We start from the raw sequence: 17,329 nt of genomic DNA, 5'->3' as shown, positions 1-17,329 counted from the left end.
AGGAGTTCTCAGGGGGCTTTCATCACCTTCCACACCAGCAGGGGGAAGACTAGCGTTGCATCCGCCCATATCTCGACGTAATCAGCCTTTGCCCTTATCTTGCCCCAGCTGACCCCTTCACTCGGAGGCGCGCCGCTCAGCGAACCGTCCCAGGGGACGGCCGTTGTGATGTAAATCGCGTAGTCAGTCCCTCCCCTGAAGAGGTTTGCGTTTATTATGGCGTGCTTTGGAAGTGAGCCGCCGAGGATTATCGAGGCGGTCTCCTTTGCTGTAACCGCCAGATTGTTGAGCTTCACGATGTCGTTGGCGATGTCTATGATGAGTTCTCTATCTCCTCGCTCCTCCTTGAAAAAGTAGAGCATATCCCCTATCGAGCCGTCTGTTATTGCCGGGCAGAAGATCGGCACGTTCCTCTTGTAGGCCCAGTAAATTACCGAGCGCTCCTTTTCTCTTCCAAGCTTCTCATCCATGTATCTTCCGAGCTCGTAGATGAACTCGCTCGCAGTCAGCGGCTTTCCGCGCTCCTTCTCCATCTCAAGAACGCGCTCGAAGAAGGGTATCATGTACTTCTCGAACTCGATGTAGCGGTCGTTGGGCACGAAGATGTTACCTATCCTGTTGATTCCCTTCTCACGCATCAGGGCGTCGTTCACGTGCCAGTCTCCGAGGATGAAGGGCTTCAGGGCCTTTATGAAGTCCTCTTCGATTCCCCCGGCGGTCGTTACAATGACGTCAACCTTACCCTCCTTCACGAGCCACGCGACCAGCTCGCGCAGGCCGGAAGAGATTATGTTTGAAGTGTAGCCGAGGAAAACCCTAACCTCTTTCCCTTCGGCGCGCCTCTTCTCTACCTTTTTCCAGATTTCGATGGCCTTTCCGAGGTGGGTCGCCTGGAAGCCTATCCGTTCATAGTAGTCGAGAACTTCCTCAAGGCTTGAAACGTCGTCCAGCCACGGCCCCTCTACTGGGATTCCCTCTACTTCTTCGCTCTCCTTGAGGACGATATCTTTCGGCTCGGTCATGGAAAGGGGTTGGGGGGAGAGTGTTTAAAGCTTTCGTCAGCACTTCCCGTTCACGACTTCGCTGATAAGCCTAGCAGCAACGGGGACTGGAAAGACCTTCTTGGGGGCTTTCTTTAGAAGCCACTCTTCAATTTCCCTTGCCCTCTCCTTTCCTTCCCTCATAGCAGTCCCAATGTTCCTTGGAGCCACAACGTCGCCCGCGAAGAAGATGCCTGCCTCCTCTAGAATTTCCTCGTTGGCGCAGACCACCTCCCTTATTGGGCTGGTCGGTAGCTGGCCAATGGCGTAGGCAACGATGTCGGCATCGAGTATGAAGCGCTCGTCAGTGGTTATGACGCTTCCCTCTTCGATTCTGGTCTTTGCGAACTCGACTCCCCGAACCCTTTCGTCTCCGATTATCCTCACGGGAGTTGCGAACTCTATGAACTCAACGCCCTCTTCAATGAGTTTTCTGATCTCGGTCTTCGCGTAGCTGTGCTCCAGTCCCCTCCTGTAGACCATCGTTATCTTCTCCGCTCCTAGAAGCCTGCCCTCGATGGCAACGTCAACCGCCGTGTAGCCTGCTCCTATAACCACAATGTGCTTGCCCTTGAGGTCGGGTATCCCCTCCCAGGAGTAGTAGCCTATCCTCGCCATCTTTATGTGGTGGAGCAGGCTGAGGGCGTCGTAAACGCCGGGAAGGTCGGCACCCGGTACTTTCAGTTTCCTTGGCCTCCATGCCCCGGTTGCTATCAGAATCGCGTCAAACTCTCCTAAAAGTCTCTCAAGCGAGACGAAGTGTTCCGCCCACTCGTCGCCCAGCTCCCTGGGAGAATCGTAGACCACCTTCGTCCTGAAGTGGAAGTTCACTCCAAGCCTTTCAAGGTCTCTAACCCCTCTTCTAACCGTCCTTATTGGTATTCTGGTCTCTGGGATTCCAAAGGCCACCATCCCTCCTCCTTCGGGCATCTTCTCGTAAACGTGGACTTCGTAGCCTCTACAGGCCAGATAACCAGCCGCCGACAATCCCGCCGGTCCTGCGCCGATGATCGCTATCCTGAAAGGCTTTGGCTCTTCCCTTTCCCTGCAGATGTAGAACCTCACTCAATCACCCCCAAGATTTTTTTAGAACCTCTGGTTTTTAACAAAAAGTTTTCAACTTTAAGGCATTTTTCATGAAAAGTTTGTACAAACGGCGAAAACTTCTCAAATTCGAGAAGCCTAATTCGTCGGATAGACGGACAAGGTTATTAACTACTTCCGCCAAGTGATTTCCATGAGCGTGGAGATAGACCTGAGGGGACTGAGAGTTATTGTCACTGCATCATCAAGGGGTATCGGCTTCAACATCGCGCGCGAACTCCTGAAGAGAAACGCAAGGGTTGTCATCAGCTCCAGGAATTCCGAACATCTCAAGATGGCCGAAAAAGAGCTGGCGGAGTTCGGAGAAGTCCAAACAGTTAAGGCAAACCTATACGACCAGCGGGAGCTGGAGAACCTCGTAAAAACTTCCTGGGAGCTTCTCGGTGGGGTTGATGCCCTAATCTGGAACGCCGGCAACGTGAGGTGCGAGCCCTGCCTCCTTCACGAGACAACCTATATGGATTGGCTTGAGGCGGCCGCACTCCATTCCGTCGCGCCAGGCTACCTCACGACGCTCCTAGTCCAGACCTGGCTGGAAAAGAAGATGAAGGGAACGCTCGTTTATCTCAACTCGGTCTCGGTGAAGGAGCCAATGCCTCCGCTGGTTCTGGCGGACGTGACGAGAGCTGGACTAATCCAGCTGGCGAAGAGCGTTTCGAGGACTTACGGGAAGAGGGGCATTCGGGCTTATTCTGTGTTGCTGGGAAGCTTCGACACCCCCGGTGCGAGGGAAAACCTGAGAAAACTGGCCGAGGAAAGGGGAGAACCCTTTGAGGAGACCTGGGAGAGGGAAGTCCTCTCGAGGACACCGCTCCACAGAACGGGCAGGTGGGAAGAGCTCGGCTCGCTGGTGGCCTTCCTGCTGAGCGAGGAAGCGGAGTACATGCTCGGCTCTACGGTCGTTATAGACGGAGCGATGACGAGGGCGGTGGACATTTGACGAAAGGCTTATTTTGATCAGTTCCAACTTTCAGAGGTGGGGGAAAGTGGTCAGTATGGAGGAGCTCCGCAGGGACTTCAGGGAGTTCAAAGACCTCTGCATGGGAATTCTTCTCTACGGCTCCCACATCAAGGGAGAAGCAACTGGGCGGAGCGATGTGGACGTTTGCCTTGTGAGACCGAAGCCAGGGACGTACGAGAAGGTTCTGGAAAGGCTCGGTGGTAAGTACGACGTCAAGGTTTTCGAGGAGCTGCCCCTCTACATTCAGATCGATATAATCAAAAACCACCGGGTAATCTATGGAGACGAGCTCGAACTTTCAGAGTACTTTTACAGGTTCAGAAAGCTCTGGAATGACATGGAGCACCGAATACGGGAGAACAGGTTCGAAAGCGTGAGGGAAAAGGCCAGACTGAGGAGGCGTGCCCGTGAGAAGGCAAAGGTACTTGGAAAAGCTTGAGAAATTGTAGGTGCTCTAAAGAAATTTAAATTTGGTTTTCGTAGAGATGTAGAGAAACCTAAGACACCTTAAAGAGGTTTTAGAGTGAATTCTTCTTTATAATTTCTTTCTTAGGAGATTAAATGGAACATCTAAAGGGGAAACCTTAAGATCACTAATCACATCTTAGTTCAGATTTTGTTTTCTATCAGATAAAATGAATCATATTTTTAGGTTTAAAACCTGAGGTTAATAACATAAGGTTCTCAAAAATATTTTAATTTAAGATGGATAATTGTAATTGCTGAGGCATGGGCCTGTGAAGCATGATGAACCTGCAAGGTGGTGAACATGAAGAGTCTAGATTTGAAGGCAATAATTCCGCCTGTGGCTCCGAGTGCTGGGGGCTCGGGCAACTACTGCTGCTGTAACAAAGTCAACACAAACTGAAGCCTTAGAACTTTATTTTTATTTTTTAATTAATCAACACGGCGTACTCATCACACATGGAGGTGTTATAATGTCTATGAAAGTTCACATACTATCAAAACAGATTAACGAAAATGAATATGTTGCATTCGATCCAATGAGTAAAACTGTCCTAATACTAAATAGGCAAGAAAAAAATATAATAGAAAAGTTCCAAAGAAGTATTCCGCTGTCTATATCTGAAAAATACATCCTTAAAGACATACTTGATTTCCTAAATGAGAAACGTGAAAATGCCCCCAAACAGCAATTTCCATTAGATGGATCCCCCAATATGATGGTATTAATGGTATCTCAACTTTGCAATATGAAATGCAAATATTGCTATGCTCATTCCGGTACATATAACACTCCTGGAGTTATGAAAGAAAGCATAGGAAAACGGGCTCTTGATATTGCAAACGATTTAGGAGTAACAAATATACAATTCTACGGAGGAGAACCTCTAATCAATTTTGAATTAATATCCAAGCTTGTTAAGTATGCAGAGAAACAGGGGTATAACTTTAAATATGGAATAATCACGAATGGAACATTGATAGGTAAAGAGATAGGCTATTTTCTAAAACAACATGATTTTGAGGTCACAATAAGTATTGATGGACCAAGGGAGATAAATGACTTAAACAGAGTATACTCCACAGGTAAGGGAACACATGATGATATCATAAAAGCCGTGAACTTATTGAATGATCTAGAAGTTCCTTTAGCCTTAGAGATCACATACGCCCGTAATTATATCGGCAAATATACCATATCAGAGATTTTGGATTACCTTAGCAATTATTCGAAGACTTTCATAGTAGGATATGTTCTGCCCACAGTGGATGGACATCGACAAGTATACGAACCAACCGAACAAGAAGTTGAAAACATGATGACAGAACTTGTAAATTACCTCTTTACAAAATGGGAAAATGGAATTCAAATACGAGAAATGGGAATCTGCATGGTACTTCGTGAGCTTTTAGACCCAGTCTATCATGTTAAAAAATGCATATGCCCTGAATTCCCAACTAGAATCACTGTATTTCACGATGGTAGTGTATACCCCTGCCACCAAGTGTATCTAGACAAACGTTTCTATCTAGGACATATAATGGACAGGGAGTTTAAGGATACATTACAGAGACAATTCAAAAACGCAGTGGATAATTTTGCGATGTCTAATCTTCATACAAATAATAACGAACAATGGATATTTAGTGTCTGTAGCTTTTGTAAAGCCCATCTAATGGAAGTTAGTGGTACTTACTATTTAAGATATCCAAATGCTTATCAAAAAGTACTAGAACATATCATGTATAACATAGTCACTAGAAACATGAGATCAGTCATACATACACTAGGGGGCACTATAATTGAGTAAAGCACTCCGCAGAGTTCTCCAGATTGGACTGGCTCACAAGAAATACGTGTTCCTCCTCATAACTTTGGGGGCAGTATCAACTCTCCTATCTGCAGCCGTGCCTTTTTACATTCAAAGCCTCATTGAAAACCTCGGCAAGATGAATACCGATGACATCCTGAAGAATATTGGAATTATACTCCTCCTGTACACCGCATCAACGATCGTCTACTTATACTCGGGCTTTGTTAGCAACTTCGCAGAAACGAAAGCTGCCGCATGGCTTAAAAGAAAACTGTTCATCTCAACTCTGCTCTCAGAGAACATCAACCCGGGTGATGCCCTCTCCCGAATTCAATCGGACACGGAAATCGTCGGTAGAATGGGAATGTCTCTAATCCCTGCCATCATTATAGAGGCATTTTCTCTAATCATTGGAGTGACGGTTATCTTTAGACTAAACCCATATCTAGGTGCCGTTACCCTCCTAACACTTCCGGTCTACGGTCTCTCCCTCAGGGCGTTCATTCATGGACTTAAGCTGGCCTCTTCAGAAGAAAGAAAGAGATACTCAGAGAGCGTTACCGCATTTAAAGAGGGAATAGACGGTAGGCTTGATATAAAGACCCTTGATGCGTTCGACTATCTTATCAAAAGGGTCTCAGAAAGGCTTGACCGTTGGGTCAATGCATCAAAAAGAGTTGCTTTTTACAGCACAGCCAGCTATGGCCTTCAGTCATATCTATCAACGATCCTACCACTTCTTGTCCTCCTAAGTGGTATAGTTTTTGTTAAGAATGGAATGGCCACCCTTTCGTCGGTGATCGCCACGTTTACATACCTCGGCAGAGTCTATTACCCAGTTGAGCGATTTGCATTCTTCTGGAGCAGTTATCACAGAGCCGTTCCCATAATTGAAAGAATATGGGAGTTCATTGAAATCGAACCATTCCTTGAAAGATCAACGTGTACTCCAGAAGATTGGGATATTGAATTGCAGGGTGTATCCCTATCCCGCGAAGGAAGTCAGGTTCTAAAGGAAATCTCCGAGAGAATTGCCTTTGGCAAAAACCTCGGCATAGTGGGTCCTTCGGGAGTTGGAAAAACAACGCTAGCCTTGATAATCTCGGGAATAATTAGGCCCACCAAGGGCAAAGTTAAGATCGGAAAGTGTCCACCCGAGTCCCTTCTTGGCAGGGAACTTATCTATGTTCCGTCACAGCCGTATCTCTTTGAGGGAACGGTTAGGGAAAACATTGCCCTCGGAAAAAATCTCACAGACAGCGAAATTGTGGAGATTCTAAAAACCGTTGAACTTGAGGAACTAAATCCCGATTTACCTATTGAAGAGGGCGGTAAAAATCTATCGTTAGGCCAGAGACAGAGGATAGCCTTAGCGAGAGCTCTAGCTAGAAATCCCAGGATCATGATACTGGATGAAGCCACTTCGGGCATGGATTCTGAGAGGGAGGCAAGGATCCTCCAAAGATTGAGAAAAATGGAGATGACCCTTATCATCATATCACACCGGCTATCAACGGTCAGGGACATGGAAGAGATATGGGTTCTCGATGATGGTAGAATACTATGCAGAGGTAGACATGAAGAGCTGTTCAGGAGTTGCGAGAAGTATCGTGAGTTATTCAAAGAGCAGGAGAAAGGCAAAGATGGTCTTTAATCAATTTATGCCCTAACCGGTAGCAAGTAATTCGAAAGGGTAAAAGGACAAAATCAGAAGTAAATCCCCATCTCCTCCGCTATCTTCCTGAGCCTCTCTATTCTCGCCTCGGTCGGCGGGTGGGTTGAGAAGAGGTTCGCTATGCTCATGCCCCTGAACGGGTTCACGATGAACATGTGGGCCGTTGCTGGGTTGCCTTCCCTCATCGGGCGGTAGTTAACCGCCTGCTCTATCTTCATCAGCGCGCTGGCGAGGGCGTGCGGCTTGCCGCTTATCCTTGCTCCACCCTCATCCGCTAAGAACTCCCTTGACCTGCTTATTGCTGCCTGGATTAGCATCGCCGCTATTGGGGCCAGGATAGCCACGAGTATAGCCCCAATGATGTCTCCGCTATCGTCCCTATCCCTTCCGAAGCCGCCGAATATCGCTATCCACCTGGCCCAGTAGGCGAGCTGCATTATCGCGCCTGCCATTGCGGCAGCGACCGTCCCTATTAGTATGTCCCTGTTCTTTATGTGGGTCAGCTCGTGCCCTATGACTCCCTCAAGCTCGTCCCTGTTGAGTATCCTGAGGAGTCCCTGGGTTACGGCCACTACGGCGTGCTTCGGGTTCCTTCCGGTTGCAAAGGCGTTGGGAGTCTCGCTCGGGATTATCGCCACTCTGGGCGTTGGAAGGCCGGCCCTCTGGGCGAGATCCCTCACTATCGCGTACAGCTCTGGAGCTTCGTACTCATCAACTATCCTAGCGTTGTACCAGCTCAGCACTATCCTGTCGCTGTACCAGTAGGTGATGAAGTTGAAGAACATTGAGAACAGGAACATTATGAACGCCACATTCGGCCCGCCGAAGAGGTAGCCTATCCCCATTAGCAGGCCAGTTAGGATCGCCATGAGCACTCCGGTTCTCAGCCACATCACGAGTCCCATGCTCTCTCACCCCCAGACTAAAATAACAATCGGGTATTAAAAGCTTTGGTCTGGTATCAATTGCCAGCCTCTATGCAGAAGTTCTTTCTTTGGGTTTATAATTCCTGCTGGAAGGAAAAGAGAAGTGAAAGGGCATCACATGCCCATGTCCATTCCGCCCATTCCGCCGGGCATTCCGCCGCCCTGGCCGCCTTCGGGCTTGGTGGCCTTCGCAGCTATGACATCGTCGATCCTGAGGATCATTATAGCTGCTTCGCTGGCGCTCTTGATGGCCTGCTTCTTGACGCGGAGCGGCTCGATAATGCCCTTCTCGAGCATGTCAGCTGGCTTGCCCTCGAATACGTCAATACCGATGCCGAGGCCCCTGTTCTTGTGCTCGCTGATGACCTTGACGAGCATCTCGACGGTGTCAAGGCCAGCGTTTTCAGCGAGGGTCTTCGGGATGATCTTAAGGGCATCGGCGAAGTTCTCTATGGCGAGAGCTTCCTTGCCGCCGACCTGCTTGGCGTACTCGTCGAGCCTGATGGCGAGCTCGATCTCTGGAGCACCGCCAGCTGGAAGAACGGCGCCGTCCTCCATGACGTCCTTGACTACCTTAACTGCATCCTCAAGGGCTCTCTCGACCTCGTCAATGACGTGCTCGGTTCCACCGCGGATGAGGATGGTGACGGCCTTCGGGTTCTTGCAGCCCTCAACGAAGATCATGTTCTCGCCCGCGAGCTTCCTCTCCTCAACGACCTCAGCGTAGCCAAGGTCTTCTGGGGTGAGATCCTTAACGTTGGTGACGATCTTGGCGCCGGTGGCCTTGGCGAGCTTCTCCATGTCGCTCTTCTTGACCCTTCTAACGGCCATTATGCCGTACTTGGCGAGGTAGTGCTGGGCGAGGTCGTCAATACCCTTCTGAACGAAGACGACGTTTGCACCGGTCTGGGCAATGTGGTCAACCATGTCCTTGAGCATCTTCTCCTCCTGCTCAAGGAAGCTCATGAGCTGGTCCGGGCTGGTTATGTTGATCTTCGCATCGGTCTCGGTCTTCTTGACCTCAAGGGCCTCATTGATGAGGGCAATCTTGGCGTTCTCGACCCTCTTGGGCATCCTCGGGTGGACAACTTCCTTGTCGATGACGACACCGCGGACGAGCTCGCTCTCCTCGACACCTTCACCGGCCTTCTTCTCGAACTTGATGTTGTCGAGGTCAACGACGTACTTTCCGTCCTTCTTCTCGGCGACCTGCTTGACGGCCTCAACGGCGAGCTTTGCGAGGAGCTCCTTGTGGCTCTCGGCGTTCTTTCCTGTGATTGAGGTGGCGGCTATCTTGAGAAGGGTCTCCTCGTCGTCCGGGTCAACCCTTATGGCTATCTCGTCAAGTATTTCTTGGGCCTTCTCGGCGGCGAGGGCGTAACCCTTGATGATTATGCTCGGGTGAATGTTCTGGTCGAGAAGCTCCTCAGCCTTCCTGAGGAGTTCTCCAGCGATGACGACGGCAGTGGTAGTACCATCACCGGCCTCCTTGTCCTGAGTCTTAGCAACCTCAACCATCATCTTAGCAGCCGGGTGCTGGAGGTCGATCTTGTCGAGTATCGTAGCGCCATCGTTCGTGACGACTATGTCGCCAAGGCTGTCTACGAGCATCTTGTCCATTCCCTTTGGACCAAGGGTGGTTCTAACAGTCTCGGCTATGATCCTGGCAGCGAGAATGTTGAGCCTCTGGGCGTCCCTTCCAACGTACCTCTGGGTTCCCTCAGGCAGAATAACAACCGGCTGTCCACTAAGCTGTGCCATTTAACATTCCTCCTATCGAATTGCTTTTTGCAGAAACGCTTCGTTAGTGCTCTATAAAAGCTTTTGGGTCAAAAAGTTCATAAAAATCGTCTAAAATTGAACAAATGACAAATAAATTCCAAAAAGCAGAGGAAAGAACTAAAACGTTGAAGGCCCATTAACAGTGGGTGAAAACCGTGAAGCCACGGGTCTATGAGCTCTCTCCTGAGGAAGTGAGGCAGGTTTTGGGAGTAATTGAAAGCTACGGCGTAAATGAGGTTGAGGTGGAGAATCTCGCCTCTTTTCTGGACGACATGATAGAGTCTCCCAAAGAACGGCTGGAGTACGCGCGCAGGCTTCTTAACGAGGGCAACGTTGATAAGGCCGTCCTTGTGGTTGGAGATGGAACTGGCACGCTCATCGTTAAAATTGAAAACGTTGCCGAGATAAGAGTTTTCGTCAGGGAATACGAGAAGTTGATGAGGGCATTGGGATTGCGGGGTGATAGGGTGAAGCTAATAGCCCAGGGGGCCGAGGCGAAGATATACGAGGCGGACTTTGAGGAGGTCTTTGGTGTTCCTCTGCTCAAAGAGAGGGTCATCGTAAAGCACAGGATTCCAAAGAGGTACAGGATCAAGGAGATAGACGTGAAGCTGAGGAAGGAGAGAACTGTAAGGGAAGCGAGAATCCTCCACAGGGCGAAGGAGTTCGGCGTGAACTGTCCCTACGTTTACGAAGTTGATCTGAGGGATATGAAGCTCGTGATGGAGTACATAGAGGGGCAGAGGCTCAAGGAGCTCCTTGAGAGCGTCCCGATGGAAAAGAGGCTTGAGCTGTGCCGCGAGGTCGGGAGACAGATTGGAAAGCTACACAAGGCTGGGATAGTCCACGGGGATTTAACGACTTCGAACATGATATTCAGGAACGGCAAGGTCTACCTGATAGACTTTGGCTTGGCCGACTTCGACTCGACGCTTGAAGCAAGGGGCGTTGACCTGCACCTTCTCAGGAGGGCGATGGAGAGCACTCACTACACCTGGTTCGAGAGGGGCTTCGAGGCCGTCCTTGAAGGCTATGCTGAAGTTCTCGGCGAAGAAGCGAGGAAAGAAGTCGAGGAGAAGATGAGGGAGATAGAGAGCAGGGGCAGGTACAGGGAGAGGAGCTGGTTTGGGTGAAGGGCCTCGAGAATGAAATGAAAGAGCAGAAGTGTATCCCATAACCGACTTCAGCTCTCCCTGAACTTCCTCAGAACCCTCTCGTATATCTCCTTTTCTGCACCTCTGGCCTTTCTCGCGAGCCTCTCGACGATCAGCTCGGGCGTGCTCCTTCCGAGCCTTCCAAAGACAGGCTGTCTGTCCACTATGAGGTTCAGGTTTTCGTCAAGGCCCTTGGCCTCAATCCCGTCAACCCTCGCGAAGGGCAGCTCTTTCTTGAGGTCTTCGCCCAGGTGGGAGACTATAACCACGTGGAAGCCCTTCTCGTGGGCAACCTTCAACAGCTCGCCGATTATCTTGACAGCAGCTCCAGGCTCGGTGATTGCTTCAAACTCGTCTATGAGGATAAGTTTGTTTCCTTTCCCACGGAGAGACCTCACAAACGACCTGAGGGCGGTCTCGAAGGCACCGGCACCGTAGACGCTCCTCTTCCGCCTGAAGAAGAACAGCTCGTCGAGGACTCCAACGCGGGCCCTCTCGGCAGGAACAGGAAAGCCCATGTGGGCGAGAATGGAAACCTGGGTTATCAGCTCGAGCAGGCTCGTCTTTCCACCGCTGTTGGCTCCGGTTAAGATAACGACGTTCTCTCCCCTCACGTTCTCCGCACCGGGGACGTCGAACCACTTCGGCTTTTCCCCGACGACGTAGCTAACCGGCTGCGGGTTCTCTATGAAGAGGTGCCGCCCGTTCAGGAAGGCTATCCCGCTTTCAGCTATCTCTGGAAAAGTGAAGCCCTCCGTGAATGCCTTCACCGCCTGAAGGAAGTCGAGCTCCCTGATTTTTGAAAGCTCCTCCCTGAGCTTTGGAAGGAGCGGTCTGACCTTCTCAGCTATCTCCCTCGCCTTCATGTAAACTTCAACCTTCAGCTCCCGCTCAAGCTCGGTTCTCAGGCCCTCAACGACCTCTGGCGGGATTCTCACAGGGTAAAGCTCCTCGCGCGAGAAAAGTTCCACGTGAAGGCCCAGAACCTTTGAAAGCTCGCCCTCGGCCTCGTTTATCATGTCGAGGATTTCCCCTTCAATTTCACGGAAGTGGGAGAAAATGGCCTCGTAGTTGCCCTCCCTCAGCTCGTTCAGGAACTTCACGAGGTCTCTGCCGGTGAGAGTGAGGCTGAACTTCTCAAGCTTCTCCTCTATTCTCTCGTTCAGTTCCCTCTCCTTCTCGGCTATGAGCTCATCCAGAGACCCCAGAAGCTTTTCCTTCTCAACGACTTTCCCAAAGGGCGCCAGGTATTTGAGAATCTCGCCGGCAACGCTGCCCTCGCCGGTCAGCTTCCCTATCTCCTCAAGGGCTTTGAGCGTCTCCCTGTTCTCCCAGAGCGGGAGAACGTAGAGCTCTGGAGCGACCTGCGATGGCAGTAGCTCGACGTCGATGCCGTAGCCGATCGTGCTCAGGACGAGCGGGTAGCCTTCAGCCTCTTCCGGGTTCGTCGTCACATCGCAAAGGCCGAGCTTTCTGGCCGTTTCCACTTCGGACTCGTCAACTATGAGAACCCTGTCGTGCAGGTAGTCTCGGGTGAATCGTATGAACCTGACCCTCTTTATTAACTCCTTAAGCCCCGGTTTAACTCTCCTGAGGGCCTCTCTCAGGTATTCCTGCCTCTTCAATATCTCCCCGCGGTTGTTAGTTGGAGAAAAGTTCTCAAGGTAATCGGAGCTCTCTTTGAGGACTAACCTGGACTTGATTTGAGAGGTTATATCCCTGTAAACTGCCCTGGCTTCCGGGTTGAGCTTCAGCGCCATACCGAAGAAGGTGAGCATCAGTCCTTATAAAACTGACCTGGCCGGTCGGATGGTCAATGTAAGAAAGGGGCAAAGGGTTCAGAAGCCGGGTTTTCTAACCTTCACCACTTCCTTATTCACGAGGGTAGGCGGTACTTCACCGTTCTTGAACGCTATGAGGTTCCTCGCGACCAGCTCTGCCATGCCCTCCCTCGCTCCGTAGGTCGCGCTCCCTATGTGCGGCGCCAGAACGACGTTCTTCAGGCTGAAAAGCTCCTCGTTGTAGTACGGCTCCTCCTCGTAGACGTCCAGACCGGCCCCTGCAATCCAGCCCTCTTTCAGGGCCTTCATGAGGGCTTTTGTATCCACGACCTTGCCGCGCGCTATGTTCACCAGTATGGCAGTCTTCTTCATGAGCCTCAGCCTTTCCTCGTTTATCATGTACTGGGTTTCCTTCGTCAGCGGCACCGCCAGGACAACGAAGTCGCTCTCCCTCAACAGCTCCTCAAGCGGCCTGAATTCGGCCCCAAGCTCCTTTTCAGCCTCTGGCTTCCTGCTCCTGGAGTAGTAGAGGATTCTCATACCAAAACCCCTTGCGCGCCTGGCAACTGCCTGTCCTATCCTTCCGAATCCGACTATTCCGATCGTCTTCCCGTAAACGTCGTAGCCGAGGAACCAGCGCGGATGCCAGGCGATTCCTCTCCTCTTCCACTCTCCGGAGCGGGTAAAGTTGTCGGCCTCTATCAGTCTTCTGGCCGTTGCTAGAAGGAGCGTCCAGGCAAAGTCAGCAGTGGCGTCGGTCAGGACGTCGGGCGTGTTGGTGACGTAGATGCCCCTCCTCGTGGCCTCTTCGACGTCTATGTTGTCATAGCCGACCGCGTAATTTGCCACTATCCTCAGCCTCGGAGCGGCGTCAAAGACCTCACTGTCAATCCTCTCGCTCAGCATTGTTACTAGAGCATCGACGTCCCTGACCTTCTCGAGTAGAACCTCCCTGGGTATCTCGCGCTCTTCAGGCCATACCTCAACCTCAAAGTGCTCCTTCAGCATCTCGATGCCGTTCTCGGGAATGGCACGGGTTATGAAAACCTTAGGCCTCATGTCCACCACCGTTTAACAGTTTGAAAAAGGGAATAAAAACGAAGCGCTCACTTTCTGTGTTTTATCCTGTATGCCAGCCACATGAGGATTGGGAGCACTATGAAGGCTATCATGTCACCCGTGTCCCCCGCGAGGGCAAGAACGTCGGCGAAGTTCCTGACACCTGCGAAGTAGACGATGGCAGGGGGTATTACAGTCAGAGCCCACGCAACGGGTCTCTTGAGCTTAACGAACTCCTCGTTGTTGCTCTGCTGGGCCAGCGCGATGCCGATGTAGCTGGTCGTTATGGCAAGGAGCGGTATCAGGTTTCCAATGAGCCACCCCAGCTTTCCGTAGAGGAGTTCCAGCCCCTGGGTCGCCATCTGTGGTGTATCCCTTCCGAAGACGAGCAGGAAGGTTGCCATGAATATCGCGTAGATAACGGTCGGGATTATGAAGGCCCACACCACTACCTTTTTGGTCTCCTCGTAGCTTCCAAGTCCCTTGTAAACGTCGGGAATGACCGTGTGGCAGCCGAGGGCGAAGATTGCAACACCAGTAATGCTCCAAAGGCCCGAGAGGTCAACGTAGAGACCCTTCTCAAGCTCTGCATGGGGCAGTATCATGATGGTCACCGCTATGAAGAGGAAGAGCATGACGAAGCTCATGGCCAGTTCGGTCTTTCCGCTCGCCTCAAGGCCTTTGTAGACGACTATTGAAGCCAGAACCCAGAATACCGCCGCTCCCACCGTATCGCTCACTCCGAACAGGCTCGAAATTACGTTCCCCATACCCGCTATGTAGGCAAGCACCGCACCGAAGCTCATTAGGGATATGCTGAGGTACATGAGCCAGCCGCCGGCCCTTCCGAGGATCCTCTGGGCCGCTGTGCTCATCTGCGCCCCGCCCATCTCGGCGGAGAACCTCAGGACGATCATAGCCGTCCAGAGCATCAGGAACATGACTCCAATTAGGACTCCGAGGGCAGGTATGAGGCCGACCTTGCTGGCGGCGTAGGGCAGTCCTAGGACTCCAGCCCCTATCTGCGTTCCAACGAGTATTGCCAGCGCTTCTCCCTTCGTTATGGGGGCTTTCTCAACCCTTATCGGGCTCGTTCTAAGTCCGTGGGTTCCCTTTTTCCTTCTGAGGCCCTGAATGAGCATGACCTTCTTCCTGCGCTGGGCGGCTATCCTCATTGAATAATAGCGCCCGCTTGAAGTGGGAACCTTCTTTCTCTCAACGCCATCTGAAATCGGCAACCTCTCACCTCCAGGATGAACGGATGGACACATTATATAAAGCCGCGCTCGGAATGGTGAAATCTCTTTCTAATATAATTCGACACGGCCATGAATACATCGGCTCCCTTGAGAGGAACTTTTTAAAAGGTCGAATCCAACACTCGACCATGCTGGGACACGCGGCCAAGCTCCTTGCAAGGGCGAGGTTTGCAATAGCATTTACGGGAGCCGGTATCAGCGCTGAAAGCGGCATTCCCACGTTCCGCGGCAGGAACGGCTTCTGGAAGACGTATCGGGCTGAAGAACTCGCCACACCTGAGGCTTTTAAGAGGGATCCGCACCTCGTCTGGGAGTTCTACAAATGGAGAATGAGAAAGATTCTGGAGGCGGAGCCAAACCCCGCTCATAAGGCCCTTGCAGAGCTTGAAAACCTGGGCGTTCTCAAAGCGGTGATAACCCAGAACGTTGACGACCTCCACAGGGAAGCCGGGAGCAGAAAGGTAGTCGAGCTTCACGGCAACATCTTCCGCGTCAGGTGTGTTTCATGCTCCTATCGGGAGAACCTCAAAGAGAGCGGCAGGGTCTTCGAGTTCGTCCGCGAAAAAGAGCTGCCCAAATGTCCCAAGTGCGGCTCCCTCTTAAGGCCCGATGTCGTGTGGTTCGGCGAGCCTCTGCCGAGGGAAGCGCTTGAGGAGGCTTTCTCCCTGGCGGAGCGTGCCGACGTCGTTCTCGTGGTAGGGACGAGCGGCGTCGTTTATCCCGCGGCTTACATCCCCTACATCGTGAAGGAGCGCGGTGGGAAGGTCATCGAGGTCAACGTTGAAAGGAGCGGGATAACCCCAATAGCGGATGTTTTCATCAGGGGAAAGGCAGGCGAGGTCATGCCCGAGCTCCTGAGGCGGGTCAAGGATATTATGGCAGAGAGGAATCACTACGGTTAAATACCCGTGTCCCGTAGAGAATGTGAGGGAGCGGTTATGATTAAGGCTGTCCTCTTTGATCTTGACGATACCCTTGTGGATACAACAAAACTCGCCGAGCTCGCGAGAAGAAACGCCGTTGAGAACATGGTGAGGCACGGGCTTCCCGTTGATTTTGATACCGCTTACAACGAGCTCCTTGAGCTTATAAACGAGTACGGGAGCAACTTCGGCAGGCACTTTGACTACCTGCTTAGAAGGCTCGACCTTCCCCAGAACCCGAAGTGGATAGCCGCGGGTGTGATAGCCTATCACAACACTAAGTTTGCCTACCTAAGGAGCGTGAAGAACGCCAGGAGGGTTCTGCTCGAGCTTAAACGTGAGGGCTATAAGGTGGCGGTCGTGACCGATGGAGATCCTATAAAGCAGTGGGAGAAGATACTCCGGCTTGAGCTGGATGAGTACTTCGACGATGTCTTCATCTCCGACTACCTCGGGGTTAAGAAACCCCACCCGAAGATATTCCTGAAGGCCCTCAGAAAGCTCGATGTAAAGCCTGAAGAAGCCGTTATGGTTGGAGACCGTCTCTACTCGGACATTTACGGTGCCAAAAACGTCGGGATGACGACTGTATGGTTCAGGTACGGTAAATACAGAGACAGGGAGATGGAGTACGTCGAGTACGCCGATTTCACAATCGAGAGGCTTGAAGACCTGCTCAAGATAATCAGGGGGTTAAACAATGAGGAGAAAGCCCGTTCAGATACGGAAGTTCATGCTGATTGACTCAGCCTATAAATCCCGCATACTGCGGGGCGATAAGGTCACCACGATCCGCTACGGCGACTACGAGGCGAAGCCAGGGAGCGAGGTCTATCTGGTCATAACGCCGAGCGACACCGCCGTTGCCAAGGTCAGGATAACCAAAGTGGAAAAGAAGAAAGTCAGGGAGCTCACGAACGAAGACGCCAAACTGGACGGTTTTTCGGACGTTAAAGAGCTCCTCCGTGAGCTTTCAAAAATCTACGGAGAGCTTCACGGCGACGATGAAGTTACCATAATAGGCTTTGAGGTGGTTAAGCGCTTCGAGGACGGAATCCCGCTCAAGTGGCTCAAGGGGTTAAACTACCGTGAGCCCGAGGAGATAGCGCGCCTCTACCTTGAAAACCAGGAAAAGCTGAACCTCAACAGGGAGACTGACTTCATACTGCGCAGGATTTACAACGAGGGACTTGGACGGGCTGTGAGGACGTTCGGACCGAAGAGGGTTCAGGGGGCGCTCCTGAAGGCCTATCACCAGCTCTACGCAGAGGGCTTGATTTAGGTTGGTGGCTGGTATGGAAAATAGAAAATTGCTATTCTACGTACTCAGCGGACTCCTCTTAATGATTTTCTTTCTACAGGTCGCGGGATACATGGATGAAATAA

15 protein-coding genes are annotated in these 17,329 nt (G+C 51.4%); 8 read left to right on the top strand and 7 right to left on the bottom strand.

From position 1 onward, the window contains the following. Positions 1–8: 8 nt before the first annotated feature. Together ACZ5TN_RS02585 and ACZ5TN_RS02580 are read right to left on the bottom strand one after the other, a co-directional pair. Positions 9–1,022, bottom strand: a complete 1,014-nt coding sequence (locus ACZ5TN_RS02585) for a deoxyhypusine synthase (RefSeq protein WP_464917070.1) — start codon at positions 1,020–1,022, stop codon at positions 9–11. Positions 1,023–1,058: 36 nt separating this feature from the next. Continuing rightward, the gene (locus ACZ5TN_RS02580; RefSeq protein WP_464917069.1) at positions 1,059–2,105 is read right to left on the bottom strand and encodes an FAD-dependent oxidoreductase; all 1,047 of its coding nucleotides are present in this window, start codon (positions 2,103–2,105) and stop codon (positions 1,059–1,061) included. 172 nt (positions 2,106–2,277) lie between these two features. On the opposite strand from ACZ5TN_RS02580, the gene ACZ5TN_RS02575 reads away from it, so the two are divergent. From ACZ5TN_RS02575 to ACZ5TN_RS02560, 4 genes are all read left to right on the top strand, one after another. After that, positions 2,278–3,084 carry an SDR family oxidoreductase gene (locus ACZ5TN_RS02575; protein ID WP_464917068.1) on the top strand — a complete coding sequence of 269 codons (807 nt, stop codon included), beginning with the start codon at positions 2,278–2,280 and terminating at the stop codon, positions 3,082–3,084. A 55-nt stretch (positions 3,085–3,139) separates the two neighbouring features. Further along, entirely contained in the window at positions 3,140–3,544 is a 405-nt protein-coding gene (locus ACZ5TN_RS02570) for a nucleotidyltransferase domain-containing protein (RefSeq protein WP_464917472.1), read from the top strand. Between the two features lie 499 nt (positions 3,545–4,043). After that, a complete protein-coding gene (locus tag ACZ5TN_RS02565) occupies positions 4,044–5,381 on the top strand; it encodes a radical SAM protein (RefSeq protein ID WP_464917067.1) in 1,338 nt (445 codons plus the stop codon). Then, complete coding sequence (locus ACZ5TN_RS02560) at positions 5,374–7,038, top strand: ABC transporter ATP-binding protein (protein ID WP_011249627.1); 1,665 nt, start codon at positions 5,374–5,376, stop codon at positions 7,036–7,038. The genes ACZ5TN_RS02565 and ACZ5TN_RS02560 overlap by 8 nt, the downstream gene beginning before the upstream one ends. Before the next feature lie 53 nt (positions 7,039–7,091). Here the strand turns inward: ACZ5TN_RS02560 and ACZ5TN_RS02555 are convergent, their stop codons facing one another. After that, a complete protein-coding gene (locus ACZ5TN_RS02555; protein ID WP_464917066.1) occupies positions 7,092–7,964 on the bottom strand; it encodes a zinc metalloprotease HtpX in 873 nt (290 codons plus the stop codon). Positions 7,965–8,099: 135 nt separating this feature from the next. After that, positions 8,100–9,746: a thermosome subunit beta gene (gene thsB / locus ACZ5TN_RS02550; RefSeq protein WP_011249629.1), complete on the bottom strand. Its 1,647-nt coding sequence runs from the start codon at positions 9,744–9,746 to the stop codon at positions 8,100–8,102. A 488-nt stretch (positions 9,747–10,234) separates the two neighbouring features. On the opposite strand from thsB, the gene ACZ5TN_RS02545 reads away from it, so the two are divergent. Beyond that, positions 10,235–10,900: a Kae1-associated kinase Bud32 gene (locus ACZ5TN_RS02545; protein WP_464917471.1), complete on the top strand. Its 666-nt coding sequence runs from the start codon at positions 10,235–10,237 to the stop codon at positions 10,898–10,900. A gap of 50 nt (positions 10,901–10,950) precedes the next feature. Here ACZ5TN_RS02545 and ACZ5TN_RS02540 read toward each other — a convergent pair whose 3' ends face one another. The 3 genes from ACZ5TN_RS02540 to ACZ5TN_RS02530 all read right to left on the bottom strand — a co-directional run bounded on the left by ACZ5TN_RS02540 (position 10,951) and on the right by ACZ5TN_RS02530 (position 14,999). Beyond that, entirely contained in the window at positions 10,951–12,681 is a 1,731-nt protein-coding gene (locus ACZ5TN_RS02540) for a MutS-related protein (protein ID WP_464917470.1), read from the bottom strand. 78 nt (positions 12,682–12,759) lie between these two features. Continuing rightward, positions 12,760–13,761 carry a glyoxylate reductase gene (gene gyaR / locus ACZ5TN_RS02535; RefSeq protein ID WP_464917469.1) on the bottom strand — a complete coding sequence of 334 codons (1,002 nt, stop codon included), beginning with the start codon at positions 13,759–13,761 and terminating at the stop codon, positions 12,760–12,762. 47 nt (positions 13,762–13,808) lie between these two features. Continuing rightward, on the bottom strand, positions 13,809–14,999 hold the full coding sequence (locus ACZ5TN_RS02530; RefSeq protein WP_464917065.1) for an aromatic amino acid transport family protein: 1,191 nt from the start codon (positions 14,997–14,999) through the stop codon (positions 13,809–13,811). A 149-nt stretch (positions 15,000–15,148) separates the two neighbouring features. Here ACZ5TN_RS02530 and cobB point away from each other — a divergent pair, with 149 nt between their 5' ends. The 3 genes from cobB to ACZ5TN_RS02515 are packed head-to-tail and all read left to right on the top strand — an operon-like array spanning position 15,149 to position 17,225. Further along, the gene (gene cobB / locus ACZ5TN_RS02525) at positions 15,149–15,922 is read left to right on the top strand and encodes an NAD-dependent protein deacetylase (RefSeq protein ID WP_464917064.1); all 774 of its coding nucleotides are present in this window, start codon (positions 15,149–15,151) and stop codon (positions 15,920–15,922) included. 36 nt (positions 15,923–15,958) lie between these two features. Continuing rightward, positions 15,959–16,687 (top strand): TIGR02253 family HAD-type hydrolase, encoded by a 729-nt coding sequence (locus ACZ5TN_RS02520; protein WP_011249637.1) that lies wholly within the window; start codon positions 15,959–15,961, stop codon positions 16,685–16,687. Further along, positions 16,644–17,225 (top strand): ASCH domain-containing protein, encoded by a 582-nt coding sequence (locus ACZ5TN_RS02515; protein WP_011249638.1) that lies wholly within the window; start codon positions 16,644–16,646, stop codon positions 17,223–17,225. Before ACZ5TN_RS02520 ends, ACZ5TN_RS02515 begins: the two co-directional genes overlap by 44 nt. The last annotated feature ends 104 nt before the right edge of the window (positions 17,226–17,329 follow it).

The organism is Thermococcus sp. JCM 11816, from assembly GCF_055396515.1.
The sequence above is the reverse complement of the archived record's forward strand: the minus strand, read 5'-3'. Positions and strand labels throughout refer to the sequence as shown.